The organism is Streptomyces sp. CA-142005, from assembly GCF_050942335.1.
GTDB lineage: Bacteria > Actinomycetota > Actinomycetes > Streptomycetales > Streptomycetaceae > Streptomyces.
Window position 1 is genome coordinate 1221380 of sequence record NZ_CP192078.1, and the last position, 23604, is coordinate 1244983.

20 protein-coding genes, 1 tRNA gene and 2 pseudogenes are annotated in these 23604 nt (G+C 73.6%); 11 read left to right on the forward strand and 12 right to left on the reverse strand.

Annotated elements, in window-relative coordinates:
* Nucleotides 1–19 precede the first annotated feature (19 nt).
* Both ACQPXS_RS06025 and ACQPXS_RS06030 read left to right on the forward strand, forming a co-directional pair.
* Nucleotides 20–199, forward strand: a complete 180-nt coding sequence (locus tag ACQPXS_RS06025) for a hypothetical protein (RefSeq protein WP_356306184.1) — start codon at nucleotides 20–22, stop codon at nucleotides 197–199.
* A 2-nt stretch (nucleotides 200–201) separates the two neighbouring features.
* The gene (locus ACQPXS_RS06030) at nucleotides 202–828 is read left to right on the forward strand and encodes a DedA family protein (protein WP_433447667.1); all 627 of its coding nucleotides are present in this window, start codon (nucleotides 202–204) and stop codon (nucleotides 826–828) included.
* Nucleotides 829–847: 19 nt separating this feature from the next.
* Here ACQPXS_RS06030 and ACQPXS_RS06035 read toward each other — a convergent pair whose 3' ends face one another.
* The 3 genes from ACQPXS_RS06035 to ACQPXS_RS06045 form a co-directional block, all read right to left on the reverse strand.
* Nucleotides 848–2002: an ANTAR domain-containing protein gene (locus tag ACQPXS_RS06035; RefSeq protein WP_433447669.1), complete on the reverse strand. Its 1155-nt coding sequence runs from the start codon at nucleotides 2000–2002 to the stop codon at nucleotides 848–850.
* Between the two features lie 313 nt (nucleotides 2003–2315).
* The gene (locus ACQPXS_RS06040; RefSeq protein ID WP_433455723.1) at nucleotides 2316–3971 is read right to left on the reverse strand and encodes an MFS transporter; all 1656 of its coding nucleotides are present in this window, start codon (nucleotides 3969–3971) and stop codon (nucleotides 2316–2318) included.
* Nucleotides 3972–4105: 134 nt separating this feature from the next.
* Complete coding sequence (locus ACQPXS_RS06045; protein ID WP_433447671.1) at nucleotides 4106–4528, reverse strand: MarR family winged helix-turn-helix transcriptional regulator; 423 nt, start codon at nucleotides 4526–4528, stop codon at nucleotides 4106–4108.
* Between the two features lie 149 nt (nucleotides 4529–4677).
* Between ACQPXS_RS06045 and ACQPXS_RS06050 the strand changes: the two genes are divergently transcribed.
* Nucleotides 4678–4851, forward strand: a complete 174-nt coding sequence (locus ACQPXS_RS06050; protein WP_433447673.1) for a CsbD family protein — start codon at nucleotides 4678–4680, stop codon at nucleotides 4849–4851.
* Between the two features lie 266 nt (nucleotides 4852–5117).
* Nucleotides 5118–5564: an ATP-binding protein gene (locus ACQPXS_RS06055; protein WP_433447675.1), complete on the forward strand. Its 447-nt coding sequence runs from the start codon at nucleotides 5118–5120 to the stop codon at nucleotides 5562–5564.
* A 25-nt stretch (nucleotides 5565–5589) separates the two neighbouring features.
* On the opposite strand, the gene ACQPXS_RS06060 is transcribed toward ACQPXS_RS06055, so the two are convergent.
* Both ACQPXS_RS06060 and ACQPXS_RS06065 read right to left on the reverse strand, forming a co-directional pair.
* Entirely contained in the window at nucleotides 5590–5850 is a 261-nt protein-coding gene (locus ACQPXS_RS06060; protein WP_433447677.1) for a hypothetical protein, read from the reverse strand.
* 194 nt (nucleotides 5851–6044) lie between these two features.
* Entirely contained in the window at nucleotides 6045–6380 is a 336-nt protein-coding gene (locus tag ACQPXS_RS06065) for a thiamine pyrophosphate-binding protein (RefSeq protein ID WP_433447679.1), read from the reverse strand.
* A 170-nt stretch (nucleotides 6381–6550) separates the two neighbouring features.
* On the opposite strand from ACQPXS_RS06065, the gene ACQPXS_RS06070 reads away from it, so the two are divergent.
* Genes ACQPXS_RS06070 through nrfD form a run of 3 tightly spaced genes read left to right on the forward strand, consistent with a single transcriptional unit; the run spans nucleotide 6551 to nucleotide 9184 of the window.
* Entirely contained in the window at nucleotides 6551–7141 is a 591-nt protein-coding gene (locus tag ACQPXS_RS06070) for a hypothetical protein (RefSeq protein ID WP_433447681.1), read from the forward strand.
* A gap of 16 nt (nucleotides 7142–7157) precedes the next feature.
* Nucleotides 7158–8174, forward strand: coding sequence for a 4Fe-4S dicluster domain-containing protein (locus ACQPXS_RS06075; protein WP_433447683.1), 1017 nt, complete (start codon nucleotides 7158–7160; stop codon nucleotides 8172–8174).
* Entirely contained in the window at nucleotides 8171–9184 is a 1014-nt protein-coding gene (gene nrfD, locus ACQPXS_RS06080) for an NrfD/PsrC family molybdoenzyme membrane anchor subunit (protein WP_433447685.1), read from the forward strand. Before ACQPXS_RS06075 ends, nrfD begins: the two co-directional genes overlap by 4 nt.
* 6 nt (nucleotides 9185–9190) lie before the next feature.
* On the opposite strand, the pseudogene ACQPXS_RS06085 reads toward nrfD, so the two are convergent.
* A pseudogene (locus ACQPXS_RS06085) lies at nucleotides 9191–10685 on the reverse strand (MFS transporter).
* A gap of 228 nt (nucleotides 10686–10913) precedes the next feature.
* Here ACQPXS_RS06085 and ACQPXS_RS06090 point away from each other — a divergent pair.
* Nucleotides 10914–12425: an MFS transporter gene (locus tag ACQPXS_RS06090; protein WP_433447688.1), complete on the forward strand. Its 1512-nt coding sequence runs from the start codon at nucleotides 10914–10916 to the stop codon at nucleotides 12423–12425.
* 232 nt (nucleotides 12426–12657) lie between these two features.
* Here ACQPXS_RS06090 and ACQPXS_RS06095 read toward each other — a convergent pair whose 3' ends face one another.
* Nucleotides 12658–13194, reverse strand: coding sequence for a haloacid dehalogenase type II (locus ACQPXS_RS06095; RefSeq protein ID WP_433447690.1), 537 nt, complete (start codon nucleotides 13192–13194; stop codon nucleotides 12658–12660).
* A gap of 175 nt (nucleotides 13195–13369) precedes the next feature.
* On the opposite strand from ACQPXS_RS06095, the gene fdh reads away from it, so the two are divergent.
* Nucleotides 13370–16630 carry a formate dehydrogenase gene (gene fdh / locus ACQPXS_RS06100; RefSeq protein ID WP_433447692.1) on the forward strand — a complete coding sequence of 1087 codons (3261 nt, stop codon included), beginning with the start codon at nucleotides 13370–13372 and terminating at the stop codon, nucleotides 16628–16630.
* 5 nt (nucleotides 16631–16635) lie between these two features.
* Here fdh and selD read toward each other — a convergent pair whose 3' ends face one another.
* Nucleotides 16636–17655 (reverse strand): selenide, water dikinase SelD, encoded by a 1020-nt coding sequence (selD, locus tag ACQPXS_RS06105; protein ID WP_365331805.1) that lies wholly within the window; start codon nucleotides 17653–17655, stop codon nucleotides 16636–16638.
* Nucleotides 17656–17692: 37 nt separating this feature from the next.
* On the opposite strand from selD, the gene ACQPXS_RS06110 reads away from it, so the two are divergent.
* A tRNA-Sec gene (locus ACQPXS_RS06110) sits at nucleotides 17693–17785 on the forward strand.
* A 35-nt stretch (nucleotides 17786–17820) separates the two neighbouring features.
* Here ACQPXS_RS06110 and ACQPXS_RS06115 read toward each other — a convergent pair.
* Together ACQPXS_RS06115 and selA are read right to left on the reverse strand one after the other, a co-directional pair.
* A pseudogene (locus tag ACQPXS_RS06115) lies at nucleotides 17821–19563 on the reverse strand (SelB domain-containing protein); the annotation flags it as partial.
* Nucleotides 19563–20996 carry an L-seryl-tRNA(Sec) selenium transferase gene (gene selA, locus ACQPXS_RS06120; RefSeq protein ID WP_433447695.1) on the reverse strand — a complete coding sequence of 478 codons (1434 nt, stop codon included), beginning with the start codon at nucleotides 20994–20996 and terminating at the stop codon, nucleotides 19563–19565. The pseudogene ACQPXS_RS06115 and the gene selA, both read right to left, overlap by 1 nt.
* 131 nt (nucleotides 20997–21127) lie before the next feature.
* On the opposite strand from selA, the gene ACQPXS_RS06125 reads away from it, so the two are divergent.
* Nucleotides 21128–21514 carry a hypothetical protein gene (locus ACQPXS_RS06125; RefSeq protein WP_433447697.1) on the forward strand — a complete coding sequence of 129 codons (387 nt, stop codon included), beginning with the start codon at nucleotides 21128–21130 and terminating at the stop codon, nucleotides 21512–21514.
* Between the two features lie 13 nt (nucleotides 21515–21527).
* Here ACQPXS_RS06125 and ACQPXS_RS06130 read toward each other — a convergent pair whose 3' ends face one another.
* Nucleotides 21528–22541, reverse strand: a complete 1014-nt coding sequence (locus ACQPXS_RS06130) for an MASE1 domain-containing protein (protein WP_433455725.1) — start codon at nucleotides 22539–22541, stop codon at nucleotides 21528–21530.
* A 150-nt stretch (nucleotides 22542–22691) separates the two neighbouring features.
* Nucleotides 22692–23522, reverse strand: coding sequence for a PP2C family protein-serine/threonine phosphatase (locus tag ACQPXS_RS06135; protein WP_433447700.1), 831 nt, complete (start codon nucleotides 23520–23522; stop codon nucleotides 22692–22694).
* Between the last annotated feature and the right edge of the window lie 82 nt (nucleotides 23523–23604).

Here is a 23604-nt window from a genome sequence, read left to right on the forward strand (position 1 = left end):
CCAAGGAGCCGCTTCCTCTATGGCACACGGAGCCCACCGCAGCCCCCTTCTGCCTCCCCGCCCCGACCTGAGCCTCGCCCGCGACTGCGAGGTGTGTCTCGGCTGGGGCACCGTCGTCACCCGCGACGGGGACCACGAACTGTGCCATATGTGCCAGGGCGTGCCCGATGACGACGGCTCCGTCCGCCCCCGCTCGTGAGCATGGCCGCCCCTCCGCTTCCGGGTCCACTGGCGCATCTGGCGCCGCTGCTCGGCCACTACGGCTACTGGGCCGTGGGGGCCGTGGTCCTGGTGGAGGACTTCGGAGTGCCCGCGCCCGGCGAGACGATCCTGCTGGCGGCGGGGGTGTACGCGGGCACAGGGCGGCTGAACGTCGTGGCCGTGGCGGTCATCGCGTTCGCCGCGGCCGTCGTCGGGGACAACATCGGCTACGGGATCGGCCGGCTCGGCGGGCGGCCCTTCGTGCACCGGTGGGGGCGGTACGTCTTCCTGACGCCGAAGCGGTTCCAGGCGGCCGAGGAGTTCTTCGGCCGGCACGGCGGCAAGATCGTGACCGTGGCCCGGTTCGTCGAGGGCCTGCGCCAGGCCAACGGCATCATCGCCGGCACCACGGGCATGCACTGGCGCCGCTTCCTCGCCTTCAACGCGCTGGGCGCGGCCCTGTGGGTCGGTCTGTGGACGACCCTGGCCTACCTCGTGGGCAGCCACATCACGGCCGTCTACGACGAGATCTCGCGGTACCAGCTCTACGTCCTGGTCGCCGCCGGCGTGCTGATCGCCGCCCTCGTCGTACGGCACCTGCTGCGGCGGCGGCGCCGCGAGGCCTGACCCGCTCCGCTCGGGCCGCTCAGCCGCCCCCGGAGCCCTGGGCGTGCAGGTACTCCAGCGCGTCCTGCACCACGGTGCGCCGGTACCAGGACCGCCAGGCGGCCAGATCATGGGCCAGGCCCTCCAGATCGGCCTCCTGACCGGGGTGCAGCCATGCGCCGGGCTCGACGCGGTGCAGCGTGATCACTCCGTTGCAGTCGCCGTCGTCCGTCGTCATCGGCACGCTGTGCAGCGCACGGCTGCCCACCGCCAGCGCCGCGCGGCCCGCCGGGTGACCGGCCAGCTCGGGGTCCGCCGCCACGTCCGCCACGGTCACCGGCCGGCCTTCGGCCTGTGCCCGCGCGCACACCGCCGGCGGTCCGGCCACCAGCGCGAGGCAGTCGCGGTAGGCGGCGTCCAGTCCGTGGTGGGCCTCCAGCGCGAGCGCCTCGTCCTGCACCCTGTCGGTCAGATGGATCTCGGCCGCGTCGGCGTCCCCCAGCGTCACCACCGCGTACAGGGCCGCTCTCAGCACCTGCCGCCGGTCCCGCAGGTCGACCGGGTCGGCCTGGGACAGTCCCAGTGCGGGCGGCGGGGTGCGCCGGCGGCCGGGGAACCACAGCTTTTCCGACAGCGGCGGCGGCGCGGTCACCACGGCCGAGGCCACCACCCGCAGCGGCACGTTGTACTGCTGGGAGGCCGCGCGCAGCAGGGTGAAGGCGTCGGCCGGTGCGGGCAGGGAGTAACGGGCGATCAGGATGCCCTGGGCGATGCCGATGATCCCGCTGGTGCGGGCCTTGGCCCGCAGGCCGAAGACCTCGCCGGGAGTGTCCTCGGCCTGGTACGTCTCGGGCTGCGGGGTCCGGCTCGTGCGCACACTGCCCACGGTGGCCAGGGCCCCCTCCAGACTCGGGTACAGACGGATGCCCGGCAGAGGTGTCGTGGTGAGCACGCGGCGGACCTGAGGGGTGGCTCCGGTGATCAGGACGGGGCCGGCGGCGCGGTGCCGGGTGTGGACGTCGAGGGTGTGCACCGCCGTGCTGCTCACGTGGCGCACTTCGGACATGTCTAGGACAAGCTGGAGGCCCCGTTCGTCGGCCCGCCTCAGTCTCAGGTCCAGCTCGCGGCCGAGCACTGTGGCCACGTCGGCGTCGAGCCTCCCCGACAGTCGTAGCACCACCGCCTGCTCGGTCACCGGTTGCACGGTGACCGTGGCTTCTCCCGTCACAGGGCCTCACCCACCGACATCGGCTCGCCGCCCCCGCCGTCTTCTGAGCGCCGCTTCCTCCACCTTGTTCCCTCGCGCGACGAAAAGGCAAGCAACCCGCCCGGCGCGTTGAGGGCCCGCCCGGCCCGAGGGGCGTGTCACGGTGGTTTGCCCGTGGGCGGGCGGCGCACACTGGAGAGAAGACCGCGGCCCGAGGTCGTATGGTCCGGGGCTCCCCCGGTTCGGAACAGTGCTGGGGGAGCTTCGCCGTGTCCGGGCTCCGGCGCCCCACTGGCGACGTTCAGCGCGAGGTGCGCGTGGGCCGGGCCTTCGCGGCTCGGTCGGCCCCCGCCTGCCGGGGGTCGTCGTCGGCGCGCTCGTGGCCGCCGCGCAGCGCGGAGGCGAGTGCGGAGACCAGGGCCATGCCCGCGGCCACGCCGAAGACGATGGTCAGGCCGTGGTGGAAGGGCCCGGAGACCAGCTCCGGGAAGAAGGTGTGGCCGGTCAGGGTGGCCCGCTGGGCGGCGGTCAGATGGTCCAAGGTGCCGCTGTCGCCGAGCAGGTGGCCGACGGGGTTGTTGCCGAGGAACGTGGCGAACAGGGTGCTGACGGGCGGCAGCGAGGCCACTTCGTGCGCGGTCGAGGCGGGCACGCCGTGCGCCTGGAGTCCGCTGCCGAGCGTCTTCGGCAGGGTGCTCGCGAGGCCGGAGACCATCAGCGAGAAGAAGACGCCGATGGACAGGGCCGTGCCGGAGTTCTGGAAGGTGGAGCGCATCCCGGAGGCCACGCCCCGGTAACGGGCCGGCACGCTGCCCATGATGGAGGAGGTGTTGGGCGAGGAGAACATGCCCTGACCGAGGCCGTTGAGCAGCAGCAGCATCGCGAAGACACCGTAGCCGAAGTTCACGGGGAGGGTCAGCAGGCCGAGGAAGGACCCGGCGACGACGATCAGTCCGGCGGTGGAGAAGAGACGGGCGCCGAAGCGGTCGGACAGATAGCCCGAGAGCGGCCCGGCGACCAGGAAGCCGAGGGTGAGCGGCAGCATGAAGATGCCGGCCCACAGCGGGGTGTCCGCGAAGTCGTAGCCGTGCAGCGGCAGCCAGATGCCCTGCAGCCAGATGATCAGCATGAACTGCAGTCCGCCGCGGGCGATCGCGGTGAGCAGGGCGGCCAGGTTGCCGGCGGCGAACGCCCGCACCCGGAACAGCGACAGGCGGAACATGGGCTCGGCGACCCGCGTCTCGACGAGGCAGAACACCAGCAGCAGGAACACGCCGCCGATCAGGCCTGTGAGCACCCAGGGGTTGGTCCAGCCGGTGGGGTGGCCGCCGTAGGGCTGGATGCCGTAGGTGATGCCCGCGAGCAGGATGCCCGCGCCCGAGGCGAAGGTGAGGTTGCCGAGCCAGTCGATCTTGCCGCGGCCGCCGGCCGAGGTCTCGCGCAGGCTCAGGTACGACCAGACGGTGCCGGTGACGCTGACCGGGACGCTCACCCAGAACACCGCCCGCCAGTCGACCGCGGCCAGCAGGCCGCCGGCGAGCAGCCCGAGGAACTGCCCGGCGAGCGCGGTGATCTGGTTGATGCCGAGGGCCATGCCGCGCTGCCGGGCCGGGAAGGCGTCGGTGAGGATCGCGGCCGAGTTGGCGGTGAGCATGGAGCCGCCGAATGCCTGCACGATCCGCCACAGGATCAGCCACAGCGCGCCCGCACCGGCCCGGAACGGGTCGAGGGACAGGGCGACGGAGGCGCACGCGAAGACCAGGAAGCCCAGGTTGTAGATGCGGACCCGGCCGAACATGTCGCCGAGCCGGCCGAGCACGACCACCAGGACGGCCGAGACCAGCAGATAGCCGAGGATCATCCACAGCAGGTAGCCGATGTTGCCGGCCGCGAGCGGGTCCAGGCCGATGCCGCGGAAGATCGCCGGGAGCGAGATGATCACGATGGACGCGTCCATCGTGGCGATCAGGACACCGAGGGTGGTGTTGGAGAGCGCGACCCACTTGTAGCCGGGGCCGGGGGGCGTGTCCCTGAGACGGGCCGAGCGGGCGAGGAGGCTGCCGCGTATGCCCGTGGTGGGCGCGTGGCCGGTCACAGCCGGTCCGCCAGCCGGTCGAGCAGAGGCAACGCGTCGTATAGGGCCTGCCGTTCCTGCGGGGTGAACTCGTCCAGCGCGTGGGCGAGGCGGCTCACGGACTCGGAGCGGCGCTGCTCCAGCATGGTCCGTCCCTCCTCGGTGAGGGAGACGATGGCCCGGCGGCCGTCGGCCGTGTCGGGGGTGCGGCTCACCAGTCCGCGTTGTTCCAGCCCGGCGAGGGTGCTGGCCATCGCCTGCGGCCGGACGCGTTCCAGTTCGGCGAGCGAGCCGGGCGAGTCCGGACCGGTACGGGCCAGCCGGGCCAGCACCGAGACGCCGGACAGTGTCACGTCGCCGACCGCGTGCGCCTGGCGCAGTCGGCGGACGATCCGGCCCATGGCCAGCCGCAGTGCGGCGGCGAGTGCAACCGTGTCCATGATTACTAACGATAGGTTTATCAGTCTGGACTGTTCAACCAAGGGTAAGTAATCCGCGGCAAGGGATGTCTGTAATTTCCTGTTTGGGCGGCGGTTCAAGGGCAATCCGACTGTGGACGGACCCGCACAACGTTGGGATGTGAGACTCGATGGCAGGCAGCCAGAAGGCCAAGGCCAAGAAGGAGCAGGCCAAGGGGAGGGCCAAGGAGGCCGTCGGCCGCGCCGTCGGCAACGAGCGGATGGAGGCCGAAGGCCGTATGGAAGGCGCGCGCGGCGACGCACGGCAGGCCAAGGAGAAGGCCAAGGACACCTTCAAGCACTGAGTCGCGTGCAAGCACCGAGCCGCGCCACGACGGCGGCTCCCCCGACTCCGAACGGGTCCGGGACATCCGGCGGGCGCTGGTTTCCCGGACCCGTTCCGCCGTGCGCACACCCGGTCCGCGGCCTTTGGCCAGGGGTTCGCGGGGAACCGGAGGATCCGCGGCCTACGTCCCCTTGACCGACGGTTCAGCGGGTATCCGCGCAGGGACGGGGCGCTCCCGTCTGCACAGGAAGGGCTCCCGGCGCCGCACGAAAAGGGCAACGACGTATGGACATCCCGCTCGGGACGCACACGAGGACGCAGGCCCGGCCCGCGCTCCTGCGGCACAGCCGTACCTGGGACGACGCCGTGGCCGGCATCGGCGAGGCCAGAGACGCCGTCGCCGCGCTGCTCGCGCGGGTGCGGCCCGCGCCCCCGCGGCGCTCGGTCCAGGACGCCCGGCTCGTCGCCAGCGAACTCGTCACCAACGTGGCCAAACACGCTCCCGGCCCGTGCACCCTGAGCCTGGAGGTGCTCCCCGACGCCGATGCCCTGTCCATCACGGTGTCGGACACCTCCACCGACCCGCCCCAGCCACGCCCTCCCGATCCGCGCCGCGTAGGCGGGCACGGGCTGCACCTCGTCGGCATGCTCTCCCGCGCCCTCGAGGTGACCCGGCTGCCCCACGGCAAACGGATCACCGCCACCGTGCCGCTCACCGCCGAGAAGACGTGAGCGCCCTCACGGGCGAGCTGTACGCCTACCGCGACGACGCGACCGGACCGGTCGGCGGCGCGTGTGCCGTCACCGGCGCCTGCCGGGCCTCCGTGTCACGGGCCCAGTCGGGCAGGGCGTCGCGGGCCAGGGCCGTCGTGGCCACACCGGCACCGAGGAGCGAGGCGACGCCCACGGCCTGCCCGGCCGCGGCGCGACCGGCGCTGCCCACGAGCACGGCCGGTTTCCCTGCGCCGTCGAGCACCTCGGCCGCACGCCGGACGTCCCCGTCGTCCGGCACGCGCACGGGCTGAAGTCGACACGTACGGCGTCGCCCAGCCCGGTGGACGCCGTCACCGTGAGGAGAGGGCGGGGCACCCACAAGGCTCGCGACGCCCCGGTCGGTGAGCGCGGCCCGCGCGGCACGGTCCAGGGCGTCGCCCGTCGACTCCGGTCCTGAGAGCTCCTCACAGAACACGGAGACCTCCGCCAGATGACGTATCACGCCTGCGCCGGGCGGCCGGCCGGTCGCTTCCCGCCCACGACGGCGAGCACCGGCGTCCGGTCCGCCGCCGCGTCGTACAGCCCGCCCAGCAGCCGTAGCGCAACCGCCCCGGGCGGAGCGAGGCAGCAGCCCAGACGGCCGGTGAACTTGGCGTCGGCGCACGCCATCAGGGCGGCGGACTCCGCACCGCGCGCCTGGACGAACCACGGCGCCTCCGGCCCGCCGAGCAGGGCGCCGGCCAGCGGGTCGACCTCCAGGCCCGGCACGCCGTAGACGCGTTCCACGCCCCAGGCCCGCAGCCGGGCCGCGACGGCCTCGGGCACGTTCACCACGCCCGCCTCCTCGTACCCGGCCGATGTCCGCGGCACCGGGTAGCCCCGCGCCGGTGGCGGCGAACGAGCCCGGCCGCCGTTTCGGCCGCGCGGAGCCGGGGCACCCGTGCCACGCTCGAGACAGAGCACCGAGAGTGAGGGCCCCAGCACGGGCGGAAGGCGAGCACACGGTGGCGGTGTCCGAGGAGCGGCGTCCGGCCCGGGGCGAGGGGCGCGGTGAACGCCTGGCGTCCGCGCTGGACCAGCGGCTGCCGGTCTCCGCGGCCGGCAAGGAGTTCCTGCGCAAGTCGTTCCCGGACCACTGGTCGTTCCTGCTGGGCGAGTGGGCGCTGTACAGCCTCCTCGTGCCGGTGGAACTGCTCACCCGCTCCTTCCGCACGGCGCTGTTCGTGCTGCCGTTCCTGACCTACCACGCCACCAAACGGGCCTGCCTCGGCCTGCAGGCCGCCGACCGGCGGCGGCTGCTGGACGGCGAGACGACGGCGGAGGTGCGGCGCACGGCGGGCGGCGGCTACGAGGAGGCGCACACCCTGCTGTCCCGCGAGGAGGCCTACCGCATCCTCGTGCGCGACACGCCGCGGCCGTGTGCGGAGGGCACGGAGGCCTGGCGCTGGTTCCACCGGCACCGGCTCCGCAACGCCCTGAGCCGCTGGTACTTCGGCAAGAGCGTGGAGATGCCGGCCACCGCCTGGCAGCGCCGCCGGGTGGCGTTCGTGCGGGCGGCGCCGGGCGAGGTGTCCGAGGGGGCCGAGAAGTCATGAGCGAGGAGGTACGGCGATGAGGGACGGCGACGAGGGCCGCGGACATCTGTGGTACGGCCCGCAGCCGGACGTGGCCGGGGACTCCGGTTACCCGGACGCTCCGCCGAGGATGGGCTTCTTCACCGACACCTCGGTGTGCATCGGCTGCAAGGCCTGCGAGGTGGCGTGCAAGGAGTGGAACGCCATCCCGGAGGACGGGCTCGTGCTGACCGGCATGTCGTACGACAACACCCAGAGCCTGGGCGCCGACACCTGGCGGCATGTGGCCTTCATCGAGCAGCGGGGGCCGTTCGGCGGGCAGGAATCCGGGGTCGCGCACGAGGACGTCGACGTGTTCGCGGCCGCGGCCCGCCTCGGCACCGACGCCTCCTCCCCCGGCCCGGGCGCCACCGCTCCCCCGCCCGGGCAGGCCCCCGAGGGCGCGCCCGCCGGGCAGATCTCGCCCCTGGCCCCGGACGGCCGCACCGAGTTGCGCTGGCTGATGTCCTCGGACGTGTGCAAGCACTGCACGCACGCCGCCTGTCTGGACGTGTGCCCCACCGGCTCGCTGTTCCGCACCGAGTTCGGCACGGTCGTCGTCCAGGAGGACATCTGCAACGGCTGCGGGTACTGCGTGCCCGCCTGCCCTTACGGCGTCATCGACCAGCGCAAGGACGACGGCCGGGTCTGGAAGTGCACGCTGTGCTACGACCGGCTCGGTGCCGGCATGGAGCCCGCCTGCGCCAAGTCCTGCCCCACGGACTCCATCCAGTTCGGCCCGCTCGAGGAGCTGCGGGAGCGGGCGCAGGGCCGGGTGGCGCAGCTGCACGCGGCCGGCGTGACCGACGCACGGCTGTACGGCGAGAGCCCGGACGACGGGGTCGGCGGCGACGGCGCGTTCTTCCTGCTGCTGGACGAGCCGGAGGTCTACGGCCTCCCGCCCGACCCGGTGGTGACCACCCGGGACCTGCCCGACATGTGGCGGCATGCGGCGCTCGCCGCCGGCGCGCTGATGGCCATGGCACTGGGCAGCTTCGCCAGGAGGCCTCGATGAGCGAGTCGGACGTCACCCGGGACGGCGTACAGGGCGTACGGCCCGGCAGGGAGGCGCCCACGGGCGCGGGCGGGAGGCGCCGCCGGCGTCGGCGCGGGCGGGGCGAGCAGCCGCTGGTTCCGGACGCCGCGTTCTCGTCGTACTACGGCAAACCGGTGCTGAAGAAGCCGACATGGAAGCCCTTGGACATCGCCGGATACCTGTATCTCGGCGGTCTGGCCGGGGCGTCGTCGCTGCTCGCGGCCGGCGGCCAGGTCACCGGGCGGCCGGGGCTCGCGGCTGCGGCGAAGTTCGGGGCGGCCGGGGCCATCTCGCTGTCGCTGGCGGCGCTCGTCCATGACCTGGGCAGGCCGGCCCGGTTCCTGAACATGCTGCGCGTCCTGAAGCCCACGTCCCCCATGAGCGTGGGTTCGTGGCTACTGGCGGGGTACGCGCCGCTGACGCTGACCGCCGCGGCGACCGAGGTGGCGGGCCGGTACCGGCTGCTGGGCTCCACCGCCACAGCGGCCTCCGCCGTCCTCGGCCCGGCCGTGGCCACGTACACGGCGGTGCTGCTCTCGGACACGGCGGTGCCGTCCTGGCACGAGGGCTACCCGGAGCTGCCGTTCGTCTTCGCGGGCTCCGCCGCCACCGCGGCCTCCGGTCTGGCCCTGGCCGCCGCCCCGACCGCTCAGGCCGGGCCGGCCCGCCGGCTGGCCGTGCTCGGGGCCGCCCTGGGACTGGGCGCGTTCCAGGCGATGAAGGGGCGCATGGGCCTGACCGCGGAGCCCTTCGAACGGGGCAGGCCGCACCTGCTGCTGCGCGCGGCGGAGGCGTTGACGGCGGGCGGCGCGGCCCTGGCGCTCCTCGGGGGGCGGGACCGGCGTCTGGCCCTGGCGGCCGGAGCCGCGCTGCTCACCGGCTCGGCGGCCCTGCGCTTCGGCGTGTTCCACGCCGGGGTGGCCTCCGCCGAGGATCCCAAGTACACGATCGTCCCGCAGCGGGAGCGCCTGGAGCGGCGCGCGCGCTGACGGCCTTCAGAACCTGGGGCGCGCCGACCGGGCCTGGACGAGCTCGGCCGCCTCCTCCTCCGTCTCCACGCAGGGCGGGGAACCGGCCAGCGGCTTGTTGGCGGTCTCCCGCATGCACAGCACCGCGACGACGCCGGCGGCCGCGGCGGCCGAAGCGTAGTAGGCGGGCATGAGGGTGCTGTGGAAGGCGCTGATCAGAGCGGTGATGACCAGGGGGGTCGTGCCGCCGAAGAGCGAGGTGGAGAAGTTGTAGGCGATCGCGAGGGAGCCGTACCGGACGTGGGTGGGGAAGAACGCGGGGAGCGCCGCCGACATCGTGCCGAGCAGCCCCACCAGGGAGAGCCCCAACAGCAGCAGGCCCAGGCCGATGAGGAGGACGCTGCCCTCCCGGATGAGCAGTAAGGACGGCACGGAGAGGACGAGGAAGCCGAGCATCCCCGTCATCAGCAGCGGTCTGCGTCCGAAGCGGTCCGAGAGCCGCCCGACCTGGTTGATGACGCACATCTGGACCACCATCACGATGACCAGGATCAGCAGCCCGCGGTCGATGTCGTAGCCGAGTTCGTCGGACAGGTAGGCCGGCATGTACGACAGCAGCATGTAGTCGGTGACGTTGTACGCCGCGACGAGCGCGAGGCACAGCACCAGCGGCCGCCAGTGGTGGGTGAAGATCTCGCCGAGGTCGGCGGTGGCCGAGGTCTCCACGGCGGCGTCCTCGGCCGCCCTGACCTGGCCTCCCTCCAGTTTCTGGAAGGCGGGCGTCTCGTCCAGCCGGAGCCGCAGGTAGAGGCCGATGAGACCGAGCGGGGCCGCGACCAGGAAGGGGATGCGCCAGCCCCAGTGCAGCATCTGGTCCCGGGTGAGGGCACCGCTGAGGCCACGACCAGGCCGGAGGCCCCGACGTACCCGGCGAGTGTGCCGAACTCCAGGAAACTGCCGAAGAAACCACGCCGTTTGTCGGGCGCGTACTCCGCGATGAAGGTCGCCGCGCCCCCGTACTCCCCACCGGTCGAGAAGCCTTGCACCAGCCGGAAGAAGATCAGCAGGGCCGGGGCCACGACGCCGATGGCGGCGTGCGAGGGGATCAGACCGATGGCGAAGATCCCCACCGCCATCATGATCACGGTGATGGCGAGGATGCTCCTGCGGCCGACCTTGTCGCCGAGCGGCCCGAAGACCATGGCGCCGAGGGGGCGCACCAGGAAGGCCACCCCGAGAACGTCGCGAAGGAGCTGATCAGTTGGGCGGTGTCGCTCCCCGAGGGGAAGAAGACCTTCCCGATCGTCGAGGCCAGATAGCTGTAGATGCCGAAGTCGTACCACTCCATCGCGTTGCCGAGGGCGGCGGCCTTGGTGGCGCGCCTGACGACGGCTTCGTCGGTCACGGTGATGTCGCTGCGGCGCAGCTTCGGGTGACGTCGCTTCTCGATCGCGCGGAACAGCATCCGGTGCCGTCTCACGGCCGCGGGGTCCACCGACGCGTCGTCGCCGGTCACCGCCATGGGGGTGTTCCCTCCGCCGTACGTCCTCTCAGACACACCGCCTGCGCAGATCTCGCCGCCTCAAACGGAACGGATCGCACGGGTACGCAGGGTGACGGCCGGCGTCTTTCGGTGAGTTTCCGGGACCGCTGACGGCACGCCGGCCGGCGGCACGGCTCGGTGTGTGTCCGCGTCCTGGTAGGGGAACTTCGTCCTTCCGGGTGTGCGGCCCCGGTGAGAGGAGCCCATGTGACTACGTCAGCCGCGGACGGTCGGCACGCGGGCGCCCGGGAGGCGGGATACGAGCCGGATCCGCAACGGTGGCGGGCCCTGTGGGTCACCCTGGTGGCGGGCTTCATGAGCCTGCTGGACGTGACGATCGTGGCGGTCGCCCTGCCCACGATCCAGCGCGATCTGCATGCCTCCCCCGCGCAGGTGCAGTGGGTCGTGTCCGGATACGCACTGAGCTTCGGCCTGGCCCTCGTCACCGCGGGCCGCCTCGGTGACGCGCTGGACCGGCGCCGCATCTTCCTGCTGGCCCTCAGCGGGTTCGTGATCTTCAGCGCGGCCTGCGGAGCCGCCCCGGACATCACCCTCCTGGTGGTGGCCCGTCTCGCCCAGGGACTGGCGGCGGGCTTCATGGCCCCGCAGAACTCCGCGCTCATCCAGCAGATGTTCCGCGGCGCCGAGCGCGGGCGCGCCTTCGGCTTCTTCGGCGCCACCGTCGGCCTGTCGGCGGCCACCGGGCCCATCACCGGCGGTGCCATCCTCGCCCTCGCCTCCGGCGAACAGGGCTGGCGGTGGATCTTCTACGTCAACGTCCCCATCGGCATCCTGGCCGTGCTCCTCGGCCGCCGTCTGTTGCCCCGCACCCGGCGGTCCGGCCGCGGGCACGTGGACGTGCCCGGCATCCTGCTTCTGGGCCTCGGTGTCCTCGCGCTGATGTACCCGCTGGTCCAGGCGGACTCCGGCGGCATCGGCCGCGTGTGGTGGCTGTTCTGCGCCGGTGCGGCGATCCTCGCCGGCTTCGCCCGCCGGCAGCGCCGCCTCGTCGCCCGGGGTGTCCAGCCGCTGCTGGACCCGCGACTGTTCACCACGGTGCGCGGGTACGCCGTCGGCGCCGGCGTCGGCACGCTGTACTTCATCGGGTTCAGCGGGGTGTGGCTGGTCTTCGCGCTGTTCTACCAGCACGGCCTGGGCTTCTCCCCGTTGCGGTCCGGCCTCGCCGTGACTCCCTTCGCGCTGGGCTCGGCGGGCTCGGCCGTGCTCGCCGGCCGGCTGGTGGACCGGTTCGGACGGCTGCTCACCGTGTGCGGCCTCGCCGCCGTGATGGTGGGCCTGGGCGGCACCGCGCTGCTGCTCCGCCTCGGGCCGCTCGGCATCGCGCCCTGGGCCGCCGCCCCGGTCCTGTTGCTGGCCGGCGCCGGCAGCGGTTTCGTCGTCTCCCCCAACATCACCATGACGCTGCGGGACGTGCCGGTGCGCATGGCGGGCGCGGCGGGCGGCGCCCTGCAGACCGGGCAGCGGCTGGGTGCCGCGGTGGGCACCGCCGCCCTGCCCGGCATCTTCTACCTGGTGCTGGGCCGGAGCCACGACTACCGCGCCGCCCTCGCCGTCGCGCTGGGCGCCGCCCTCGTCGGCATGGCGGCCTCCCTGGTGCTCGCGACGTTCGACTTCCGGCGCGACCGGCGAAGGCCCCGGCCGCACGGGAAGTGCCCGCAGGAGGTCGCCAACAACCCCATGCACTCCCGGCAGACCTGAGGTCTTCGTTCCACCGACGGGAGCGACGGCACGGTCGCGCCCCTCCACGGCCTTCCGTCCGCGCCCGAAGACGTCTCACTGCGGGCCTCCAGAGGGTGGTGCCGACGCCTCGATCCCCACGTCTGGGCGCGGCGGCGGCCGTCGCGCTCGCCGCCGCCGGCACGACCGCGCTCGTTTCGAGCAACGCCTCGGGCGCGACGCCGACGGTGGCGCACTGCATGCCCAGCCACGGTCACATGGCGCCGAGCCGGGCCGCCAGGTCCGGCAGTGCGGTGGTGGTCAGGTCGGCGGGGTGTGCCGTCGAGGGGTAGGGGCGTGCGGTCCGGCGCAGCCAGGCCGTGGCCAGGCCCGCGCGGGCGGCGCCGTCGATGTCCCACGGGTGCACCGAGACCAGCAGTGCCGCGCCGGCCCGCACGCCCAGGGCGTCCAGCGCGTACGCATAGGCCTCCCGCGCGGGCTTCCAGCGGCCCGGGGCCTCGACGTCCAGGTGGGACTCGAAGCAGTCGGCCAGTCCGGCCCGTTCGAGGACCGCGCGGGTGGTGCCGGCGGAACCGTTCGTCAGGGTCGCCAGCCGGTACCCGGACGCGCGCTGGGCCCGGACCCCGGCGGGCACGTCCGGGTGCGGGGGCAGTTCCGGGAGACCGGCGAGGACGTGTGCCGCCGCCTGCTCCGGGTCCGTGGCGCCCGCTTCACCGGCCGCGAGCGCCCGCAGTCCGTCCCCGGCGACCGCCGCGAAGGACGCGTGGCCTCCGGCGAAGGTCAGCGCCACGCCGTCGCACACCGCAGCGGCGAAGTCCCCCGGATCGGCCCCCTCACACCCGCCGGGCCCGTTTGGCCCCGCCCGGCCGGGGGTACTCCGCCGCCCACCGGCGCGAGAGATGCCGTGGCCGCGCACATGCGGGAAGATCGAGGGACCGGCGAGGCACCGAGCGGAAGGAGTGGCTGTGGGCGTACGCACCTGGATCGACTCCTGGCCGGTCTACCGCCAGCTGACGGGCACCGATCCGCTGGGCCGGGGCGCCGCGGCGAAGAGCGGGCCCAGCGAGCGGCTTCAGCCCCGGGTGGCCACGGCCGACCGGGTGGTGAAGTCCGTCTGCCCGTACTGCGCGGTGGGCTGCGGCCAGAACGTGTACGTCCAGGACGGGAAGGTCACCCAGATCGAGGGCGACCCGGACTCCCCGATCTCGCGTGGCCGGCTGTGCCCCAAGGGCGCGGCGAGCCTGCAGCTGACCACCGGGGACGCCCGCGAGCACCAGGTCCTCTACCGGCGCCCGCACGGCACCGAGTGGGAGCGGCTGGACCTCGGCACCGCGATGGACATGATCGCCGACCGGGTGATCGAGGCGCGCCGGGCGGGCTGGCAGTGGGAGGTCGACGAGACCCGCACCCGCCGCACCCTCGGCATCGCGAGCCTCGGCGGGGCCACGCTCGACAACGAAGAGAACTACCTGATCAAGAAGTTGTTCACGGCGCTCGGAGCGATCCAGATCGAGAACCAGGCGCGCGTTTGACACTCCTCCACCGTTCCCAGTCTGGGAACCTCGTTCGGACGCGGCGGCGCGACCACCTTCCAGCAGGACCTGCAGAACGCGGACTGCATCGTCATCGAGGGCTCGAACATGGCCGAGTGCCATCCGGTCGGGTTCCAGTGGGTGATGGAGGCCAAGGCGCGCGGCGCGAAGCTGGTCCACGTCGATCCGCGGTTCACCCGCACCAGCGCACTGGCCGATGTGCATGTGCCGCTGCGCGCGGGCTCGGACATCGCGTTCCTCGGCGGGATCATCAACTACGTGCTGGAGCACGAGAAGTACTTCCGCGACTACATCGTGGCCTACAGCAACGCCCCGGTGATCGTCCGGGAGGACTTCGGCGACACCGAGGACCTGGCGGGTGTCTTCTCCGGCCTGGACGCCGCGAACCGCTCCTACGACAACGGCAGTTGGCAGTACGAGGGCACCGAGGTGCAGGCGGCCTCCGGGGAGCGTGACCAGGAGTACGAGGAGCGCACCGGCCGGGGCAGTTCGGTGACCGAGGCGGCACGCGGCGAGGCGCACGGGTCCGGCGGCGCGGTGATCCCCGAGGGGGAGCCCGAGCGCGACGAGACGCTGACCCATCCGCGCTGCGTCTTCCAGGTGCTCAAGCGGCACTACGCCCGCTACACACCGGAGATGGTCGAACAGGTCTGCGGAGTGCCGCAGGATCTGTTCCGCCAGGTGTGCGAGCTGGTCACGGAGAACTCCGGCCGCGACCGGACGACGGCGTTCGCGTACGCGGTCGGCTGGACCCAGCACACGGTGGGCGTGCAGTACATCCGGGCGGCCTGCGTCCTGCAGACCCTGCTCGGCAACATCGGCCGGCCGGGCGGCGGCATCCTGGCCCTGCGCGGACACGCCTCCATCCAGGGCTCCACGGACATCCCGACCCTGTTCAACCTGCTGCCGGGCTACATCCCCATGCCGCACGCCCACCAGAACCAGGACCTGGACGCCTTCGTACAGGCGGAGGCGGCCCACAAGGGCTACTGGGGCAACATGCGCTCGTACCTGGTGAGTCTGCTCAAGGCCTACTGGGGCGACGCGGCCAGGGCCGACAACGACTTCTGCTTCGACTACCTGCCCCGGCTGACCGGCAGCCACTCGGCCTACGAGACGGCCATGGCCCAGCTGGAGGGCACCTGCAAGGGCTACTTCCTGTACGGCGAGAACCCGGCGGTGGGCAACGCCGACTCCAAGGTGATGCGGCTCGGCATGGCGAACCTGGACTGGCTGGTCGTGCGGGACTTCTCGCTGATCGAGTCGGCGACCTGGTGGAAGGACGGGCCGGAGATCGAGACCGGTGAGCTGCGCACCGAGGACATCCGCACCGAGGTGTTCTTCCTGCCGGCCGCCGCGCACACCGAGAAGGACGGAAGCTTCACCAACACCCAGCGGCTGCTGCAGTGGCACCACCAGGCGGTCGAGCCGCCCGGCGAGGCGCGCAGCGACCTGTGGTTCACCTACCACCTGGGGCGGATCATCCGGGAGAAGCTCGCCGGGTCCACCGAGGAGATGGACCGGCCGGTGCTCGACCTGGCCTGGGACTATCCGACGCAGGGCCGGCTCGCCGAACCGGACGCGGAGGCCGTCCTCGCCGAGATCAACGGCCGTGACGCGGAGGGCGATCCGCTGTCCTCCTACGAGGAGCTGAGGCCGGACGGCTCGACGTCCTGCGGCTGCTGGATCTACTGCGGTGTCCGCGCCGACGGCGTCAACCAGTCCGCCCGCCGCAAGCCCGGCCGGGAGCAGGACTGGGTGGCCGCGGAGTGGGCGTGGGCCTGGCCCGCCAACCGGCGGATCCTCTACAACCGCGCCTCCGCCGACCCGCAGGGCAGGCCCTGGAGCGAGCGCAAGGCGCTGGTGTGGTGGGACCCGGAGAAGGGCGAGTGGTCGGGGCACGACGTACCGGACTTCAAGAAGGACAAGTCGCCCGATCACGAGCCGCCCGAGGACGCGACCGGCCCGGAAGCGCTGACCGGCCGCGACCCGTTCATCATGCAGGCCGACGGCAAGGCCTGGCTGTATGTGCCCTCCGGGCTCACCGACGGCCCGCTGCCGGCCCACTACGAGCCGCAGGACTCGCCGTTCACGAACCTGCTCTACGACCAACAGCGCAACCCGGTACGGCATTTGATGCCCACGATCCCCGACAACCGCTACCAGCCGAGCGGTGACGAGCCCGGCTCCGAGGTGTTCCCGTACGTGGCCACCACCTACCGGCTCACCGAGCACCACACGGCGGGCGGCATGTCCCGCTGGCAGCCGTATCTGGCCGAGCTGCAACCGGAGTTCTTCTGCGAGGTCTCCCCGGAGCTCGCGGCCGAGCGGGGCCTGGAGCACACGGGGTGGGCGACGATCGTCAGCGCTCGCGCGGTGATCGAGGCGCGGGTGCTGGTGACGGACCGGATGGCTCCGCTGACGGTGCACGGCCGCAGGCTGCACCAGGTGGGGCTGCCGTACCACTGGGGCCCCAACGGCTACAGCACCGGGGACGCGGCCAACGAGCTGCTGCATCTGTCCCTGGACCCGAACACGCACATCCAGGAGTCGAAGGCGTTCGCCGTGGACATCCGCCCGGGCCGCCGGCCCCGGGGTCCGGCGTCGGTGCAGCTGGTGCGGGCCTACCGGGCCCGGGCGGGCATCGACGAGCACACGGGAACGGAGCCGTAGCCGCCCTAGCGCAGGACGATCGAGTGGGAGCCGCGCGGCACCAGCTCCCCCACCACCGGCGCGCCGGGCACCTCGCCCGCGACGAGCAGCCCGCCGGAGGTCTGGGCGTCGGCCAGCAGCAGCCGGGTGTCGGCGTCGCTGTCGCCGAAGTCGGTGTGCGGGGCGACCCATTCGAGGTTGCGCCGGGTGCCGCCGCTGACGTACCCGTCCCGGACGGCCTCCCGGGCCCCGTCCAGGTACGGGACGGCGGCGGTGTCGACCACGGCGGTCACGCCGGAGGCCCGTGCCAGCTTGTGCAGATGGCCGAGGAAACCGAACCCGGTCACGTCGGTGGCACAGCCGGCGCCGGCCGCGAGGGCGGCTTCGGCGGCATCCCGGTTGAGCGCCGTCATCGTGGCGACGGCCTGCTCGAACCGCTCGCCGGTGACCTTGTGCCGGTTGTTCAGCACGCCCACGCCGAGCGGCTTGGTCAGCGACAGCGGCAGTCCGGGCCGGCCGGCGTCGTTGCGCAGCAGCCGCTCGGGGTCGGCGAGGCCGGTGACGGCCATGCCGTACTTCGGTTCCGGGTCGTCGACGCTGTGCCCGCCGCCGACATGGCAGCCCGCCTCGGTGGCGATGTCCAGGCCGCCGCGCAGCACCTCGCGCGCCAGGTCGAAGGAGAGCCGGTCGCGCGGCCACGCCAGCAGGTTCACGGCGAGCACCGGCCGGCCGCCCATCGCATACACGTCGGACAGCGCGTTGGCGGCGGCGATACGTCCCCAGTCGTAGGGGTCGTCCACGACCGGGGTGAAGAAGTCGGCCGTGCAGACGACGGCGGTGCCCCGGTGGGTGACCACGGCGGCGTCGTCGCCGGTGGAGAGCCCGACGAGCAGCGGTGTGTCGCCCCCGGCGAGCTGGGGCGCGGTCAGCCCGGCGACCACCTCCTCCAGTTCCCCGGGCGGGATCTTGCAGGCGCAGCCGCCGCCGTGCGCGTACTGGGTGAGCCGGACGGGGGCCGGGTGGATCGGCGGGGATGTCGATGTCATGGCGGCGGTCTCCTGGGGCAGTAGCCTGACGAGCGGTGGAGGCGTGTGGGTGCCTGGTGGCCCTCCCGGTCTTCAAAACCGAGGGGCCCGAGGATCTCGGGCCGGCGGGTTCGATTCCCGTCCGCCTCCGTTCACCGCGTCCGCACGGAAGCGCCGGCGCTGGTCGTCGACGCGCTCGGTGTGGCCCCGGGCGTCCAGGAACTCCAGCAGGGGTACGGCGACCCGCCGGGTGGTGTCCAGCGCGCGCCGGGCCTCTTGAAGCGTGAACGGCTGGGGCAGGGTGCGCAGCACGGCGGCGGCCTCGGCGTCGGCGCCGGGCAGCAGCACGACGCCGTCGGCGATCCGCAGCAGCGCACCGGCCGCGACGGCGGCGGCCAACGCCTTGCGGTCCAGGCCGAGTTCGGCGAGCCGGCCGGCCTCGGGGGCGCGGAACGGCGTACGGGCGAGGTCCTCGCGTACGGCAGCCACGGCGGCGCGCACGGACGGGGGCAGGCCGGGGCGGTCATCGCCGGAGGAGTACAACCGCCCTTGCTCGCTGCGGAGTCGGGGCGTGGCGTCGGCCAGGGCGTCGACGAGGGCCCGGTCGGGCAGGCCGAGCAGCCGGCGGGCCGCCTCGGCGGGCAGGCCCGGCTCCAGCGGGTGTTCCTTCGCATGCCGCTCCACCTCGCGGGCCAGCCGGTCCTTGAGGGCGGTCCAGTAGGTGCCGTCCGCCAGCCAGCCCCCCGCGACGGGTTCGGCGGGGGCCGGGAAGCCCATCGCCAGCAGGTCGGCGCGCCGGATCAGTCCGCGGCGGCGCAGTTCGGCGGCGCCGTCGGGGCGGCCGGACAGGGCGGCGAGTTCGGCGGCTCGGGCCCTCCCGGCACCGCGCCGGGTCAGCCGGGGCGGCCGTACGTCGAGGACGGTGGCGGCGCAGGGCATCCGGCCGCCGCCCGGTTCGCGCAGCACCGCGCGGTCGCCGACCCGCAGCGGCAGGCTCCGGGCGAGGGTGAGCCGTGCGGTGTCCTCGCCGAGCGGGCGGACGGTCACGGGCACGGCGGCGGTGCCGATGTGCAGGGTGACCGAGCGGGGCAGGTCCTGGGCAGGCGCGCCGGTGAGCCGTACGTCGAGCACCTCGCTGCCCAGCCAGCGGTCCGGGGTCAGCAGTACCTGTCCCCGGCGCAGTCCGTCGGCGCCCCGGCCGTGCACGTTGACCGCCACCCGGGCCACCCCGCCCACCGCCGTCCGCTCCTCGTGCAGGGTCTGCAGCCCGCGCACCCGGAGCACGGCCGAGCCGTCCCCGGTGACGAGCCGGTCGCCGACGCGCAGGGTGCCCGCGCCGAGGGTGCCGGTCACCACGGTGCCGTGGCCGCGCATGGTGAAGGCACGGTCGAGCCACAGCCGTACGTCGGCGTCCGGGTCGGGGTCGGGCAACTCACCTGCCAGCCGGGCGAGTTCGCCGCGCAGCTCGTCCAGTCCCGCGCCGGTGACCGCGCTCACCGCGACCGCGGGGACCTTGCCGAGACAGGTCCGGGCCAGCCGCTCGACGGCGTCGACGCGTACGGCTTCGGGGTCGGCGAGGTCGCTGCGGGTCACGGCGAGGACGGCGTGCCGGACGCCGAGCGCGTCGAGGACGGCCAGGTGCTCCTCGGACTGGGGCTGCCAGCCCTGGTCGGCCGCGACCACGAACAGCACGGCGGGCACCGGTCCCACTCCGGCCAGCATGGTCGGCACGAAGCGTTCGTGTCCGGGCACGTCGACGAAGGCGAGGTGGTCCCCGTCCGGCCCGAGCCGCGTCCACACGAAGCCCAGGTCCAGGGTGAGTCCCCGGCGACGCTCCTCCTCGTAGCGGTCGGGTTCCATGCCGGTGAGAGCCCGTACCAGGGCGGACTTGCCGTGGTCGACATGGCCGGCGGTGGCGAGCACCCGCATCACGTCCGGCTCTCCTCTCGCGGCCGGGCGCTGAGCACGGCATCGGCCAGCCGTGCGTCGTCCTGCTCGGGCACCGCGCGCAGATCCAGCAGGCAGCGGCCCCCCTCCAGCCGTCCGACGACGGGGACGGGGCCGGTGCGCAGCGCGGCGGCGTACGGCTCGGGCAGGGAGAGCGCCGCGCTGGGCAGGGTGACTCCGGGGGCGCCTCCGCCGCCGACGGTGGCGGCGGAGGCGACGGCCCGTACGTCGATGCCGTCGGCGGCGAGAGTGCCGGCCAGCCGGTCGGCGCGGGCGCGCAGGCCGGCCGGGTCGGCGGTGAGGGCGAGGGCGGTCGGGGTGGGCGGTCCGGTGAGGGTGGCCTCCAGGGCGGCCAGGGTCAGCTTGTCGACGCGCAGGGCGCGGGCCAGCGGGTGCCGGACGAGGGCGCGGACCAGGTCTTCCTCTCCCAGCAGCAGTCCGCACTGGGGGCCGCCGAGGAGTTTGTCGCCGCTCGCGGTGACGAGGGCGGCCCCCGCGCGGAGTTCGGTGTCGGCGTCGGGTTCCCCGGGCAGCGCCGGATGCGGGTCGAGCAGTCCGGAGCCGATGTCGACGACGACGGGGACGCCGAGACCGGTGAGTTCCGCGGTCTCGGCGGACCGGGTGAAGCCGGTGATGCGGAAGTTGGACGGATGCACCTTGAGCACGAACCCGGTGTCCGGGCCGAGCACGGCGGCGTAGTCGGCGGCGGTCGTGCGGTTGGTCGTGCCCACCTCGCGGAGCCGGGCGCCGGTCGAGACGAGCAGGTCGGGCAGCCGGAAGCCGTCGCCGATCTCCACCATCTCGCCCCGGCTGACGACGATCTCCCGGCCGGCCGCGAGGGCGGTGGCGGCGAGCACGAGGGCGGCGGCGCCGTTGTTGACGACGTGCGCGGCCCCGGCGGACGGCACGCGCGCGTGCAGGGCGGCGAGGGCGGAACGGCCGCGGCGGGCCCGTACCCCGGTCGTCAGGTCCAGTTCGACGTCCGTGGGCCCTGCGGCCTCCTGGACGGCCTGCCGGGCGGTGGCCGACAGCGGAGCCCGGCCGAGGTTGGTGTGCAGCAGCACCCCGGTGGCGTTGATCACCGGGCGCAGTCCGCTCGCGGTACCGGGCAGCAGGGCCACGGCCACCTCGGGCACCTGTTCGGGCGGGATGTCGCCCTCCCGGGCCCGGTCCTGCGCCGCGCGTACGGCGGCCTTCACCACACCGGCACCGAGCCGGTCCACCGCCGCCGACAGCCGGGGGTCGCGCAGCAGGCGGTCGGTGCGCGGGATGCGGCGGCGGGCGTCGGTGTCGTCCGGGGGCCGCCTGTCCTCCTGTGGCCGTACGGCCGTGTCGTCGCGCGGTTCCGCGTGGGTGGAGCCGGGCCCGGCCGCTCCGGGGCGCCGGTCCGTAGCGCTCGCCGTCCGCTGCTCCATGCCGCCCCTGTCCCTCCCGTCCGGCCCGGGCCCGTCCGGGCTCCGCCCATCGTCTCCCAGTGCCCCGGACCGGCAGTTCGACACGCCGGGAGGGTGTTGGCGCCGCCCACCGCCCGGGTACTCGGCGCCGCATGAAGGACAAGGACCGCATGCACGACGACGACCGTACGCACGGCAAGGACCGCGGCCGGCGGGGTGAGAGCGCGACGGCCGCCGAGCAGGCCGCACGCCGGCAGCGTGAGGCGGAGCGCGAGCGTGCCTCCGCCGAGCCGTTCGAGTACCCCTACCCGGAGCGCCGGGCCGGGGTCAGGGCCCGGCGCCGTGTGAGCGAGGCCGAGGCGGCCGCGGACATGCCACCGGGCATCCCGGGCGGCTACGGCACGACCGGCGGAGGTCAGCCCGGCGCCACCGGCGCCGCACACCCGCCGACCCCCACTCCGCGGGACGTCGGAGCACGCAAGGGCGCCGCGGAGCCGGGCGGCGACGACGAGGGGCCGGTGAACCGGTCCGGCCGGTGACACGGCACCGGCATCAGGGAGGTGCGGCCGGTCCGGGCCGGTCGTCCACGCCCTCGGTGTCCGGCTGTGCCCGGGGTCGTGGGGCCTCGCCCGCGGTGAGGTGTTCCAGGACCTCGACCAGTTCCTGGCAGGCCCGTTCCACCGAGCTCCGGGTGTTGCGCTGTTCGGTGATCAGGGCGGACAGCAGCAGCGCGGTCAGGGCCATCGCGCCGTTGAACGCCTGGAGCTTCGCCATGATCTCGATCTGGCTCAGCCCCGCGAAGGCCCCGGCACGGTCCGTCGCCGCGACCGTGGCCAGCACGGACATCAGGAGCGCGCACAGCACGCTGCCCGCGAGCTGGAAACGCAGGGCGGCCCAGATGATGAGCGGGTACACGAGGTAGAGCACGCTGATCGAGCTGTAGACGGCCACGGGCACGACGACGAAGGTGACGACGGCCAGCGCGGTCACCTCCTTCCAGCGGCCCAGGCGCGGCGGCCAGCGCGCGCCGTGCAGCAACAGCAGCAGCGGGGTGACGAGCAGCACGCCCATGGCGTCGCCCACCCACCAGGCCAGCCAGACGGGCCAGAAGGTGTCTGCGTTCAGCTTGTCCATGAGGACCAGGAGTCCGGCGCCGACGGTCGCGCTGATCAGCATGGCGGTCAGCGCGCCCAGGAACACCAGGGCGACCCCGTCCCGTAACCGGCCGAGATCGGTGTGGAAGCGGGCCCGGCGCAGCAGGAGCGCCGCGCACACGGGCGCGCCGGTCTGGCCCGCGAGGGTGCCGAGCACCTCGATGCGCGGTGTGGTCAGGGACATCACGGCGAACAGGGCGCCGATCGTGATGCCGGGCCAGCAGCCGAGGCCGAGGATCATGAGGGCGGCGACGGCGACGCCGGTCGGCGGCCAGATGGGGGTGACGACGGCGCCCTCGACGGAGAGCTCGCGCATGAGCCCGAGCCGGGCCGCGGCGTAGTAGCCGGCCGCGACGGCCAGTACCTGGACGGCGTAGCGGCCCGGCCGGCGCAGATCGTCGATACCCACCACAGCTGCCATCTCACACCGACGGCCCCGGGTCGGCGAGGCGAGAGCGGGTCCGGTCCGGCCCTATGGCTGAATCACCTCGCGGTTCGCGTGAGGCCGGTCGGCGCCGGATCCACACCCGGTACCCCGCGCCGGCCGTGGCCGGCCCGCCGGTCAGGGGTGGTGTCCGGGGCCGTCCAGGCCCACGACGAGGACGGCCGCGTCGTCCTCGTGGCCGACGCTCTCGGCGCCCTTGATCGCGGCGGCGGCCAGGGCGTGGGCCTCCAGGCCGGCGACGGCGGCGATGCCGGCGAGGCGGACCACCTTTTCGAGGCCGTCCTCGATGTTCAGCGAGGGGCCCTCCACCACGCCGTCGGTGAGCAGCACGAACACGCCGCCCGTGGTGAGCCGGTGCCTGCTCACCGGGAACTCCATGCCCTTGTCGATGCCGAGCGGCGGCCCGCCCTCGTCGTCGACGACGCCGGACTTGCCGTCCGCCGTGGCCCACACGAACGGGATGTGGCCCGCCCGTGCGCTCTCCAGCACTCCGCTGGCCGGGTCGAGGCGCATGAAGGTGCAGGTGGCGAACAGGTCGGTGCCCAGAGCCAGCAGCAGGTCGTTGGTGCGGGCGAGGAGTTCGCCCGGCTCGCCGGTCACGGAGGCGAGGGCGCGGAGCCCGGCCCGTACCTGGCCCATGAACGCGGCGGCCTCGATGTTGTGGCCCTGGACGTCGCCGATGGCCAGCCCGATCCGCCCGTCGGGCAGGGCGAAGGCGTCGTACCAGTCGCCGCCCACGTTCAGACCGAGGTTGGCCGGTGTGTAGCGGACGGCGAGGTGCAGGCCCGGTGCGGTGGGCAGGTCACGGGGCAGCATGCCGCGCTGCAGGGCGATGGCCAGCTCGACCTGGGTGCGCTGCTGTTCCGCGCGCTCTCGTGCCTGGGCGGTGAGCGAGCCGAGTCTGGCCAGCAGCTCATCGCCTTCGTCCGTGGAGCGCTTGCGGGGCATCGATCACTTCCGGCGGGGCGGTGGCCGACGACGACCAGCCGCCTGAATTTTCGGCAAACGTCTAGATTTTACCTATATCGGA

What these genes read in the sequence shown, in the direction of transcription:
- ACQPXS_RS06040 (WP_433455723.1), bottom strand. Translation starts at nt 3,971, where the DNA reads ATGGACGCGTCCATCGTGATCATCTCGCTCCCGGCGATCTTCCGCGGC.
- nrfD (WP_433447685.1), top strand. Translation starts at nt 8,171, where the DNA reads ATGAGCGAGTCGGACGTCACCCGGGACGGCGTACAGGGCGTACGGCCC.
- ACQPXS_RS06045 (WP_433447671.1), bottom strand. Translation starts at nt 4,528, where the DNA reads ATGGACACGGTTGCACTCGCCGCCGCACTGCGGCTGGCCATGGGCCGG.
- ACQPXS_RS06125 (WP_433447697.1), top strand. Translation starts at nt 21,128, where the DNA reads ATGAAGGACAAGGACCGCATGCACGACGACGACCGTACGCACGGCAAG.
- ACQPXS_RS06025 (WP_356306184.1), top strand. Translation starts at nt 20, where the DNA reads ATGGCACACGGAGCCCACCGCAGCCCCCTTCTGCCTCCCCGCCCCGAC.
- ACQPXS_RS06135 (WP_433447700.1), bottom strand. Translation starts at nt 23,522, where the DNA reads ATGCCCCGCAAGCGCTCCACGGACGAAGGCGATGAGCTGCTGGCCAGA.
- ACQPXS_RS06075 (WP_433447683.1), top strand. Translation starts at nt 7,158, where the DNA reads ATGAGGGACGGCGACGAGGGCCGCGGACATCTGTGGTACGGCCCGCAG.
- ACQPXS_RS06050 (WP_433447673.1), top strand. Translation starts at nt 4,678, where the DNA reads ATGGCAGGCAGCCAGAAGGCCAAGGCCAAGAAGGAGCAGGCCAAGGGG.
- ACQPXS_RS06030 (WP_433447667.1), top strand. Translation starts at nt 202, where the DNA reads ATGGCCGCCCCTCCGCTTCCGGGTCCACTGGCGCATCTGGCGCCGCTG.
- selA (WP_433447695.1), bottom strand. Translation starts at nt 20,996, where the DNA reads ATGGAGCAGCGGACGGCGAGCGCTACGGACCGGCGCCCCGGAGCGGCC.
- selD (WP_365331805.1), bottom strand. Translation starts at nt 17,655, where the DNA reads ATGACATCGACATCCCCGCCGATCCACCCGGCCCCCGTCCGGCTCACC.
- ACQPXS_RS06055 (WP_433447675.1), top strand. Translation starts at nt 5,118, where the DNA reads ATGGACATCCCGCTCGGGACGCACACGAGGACGCAGGCCCGGCCCGCG.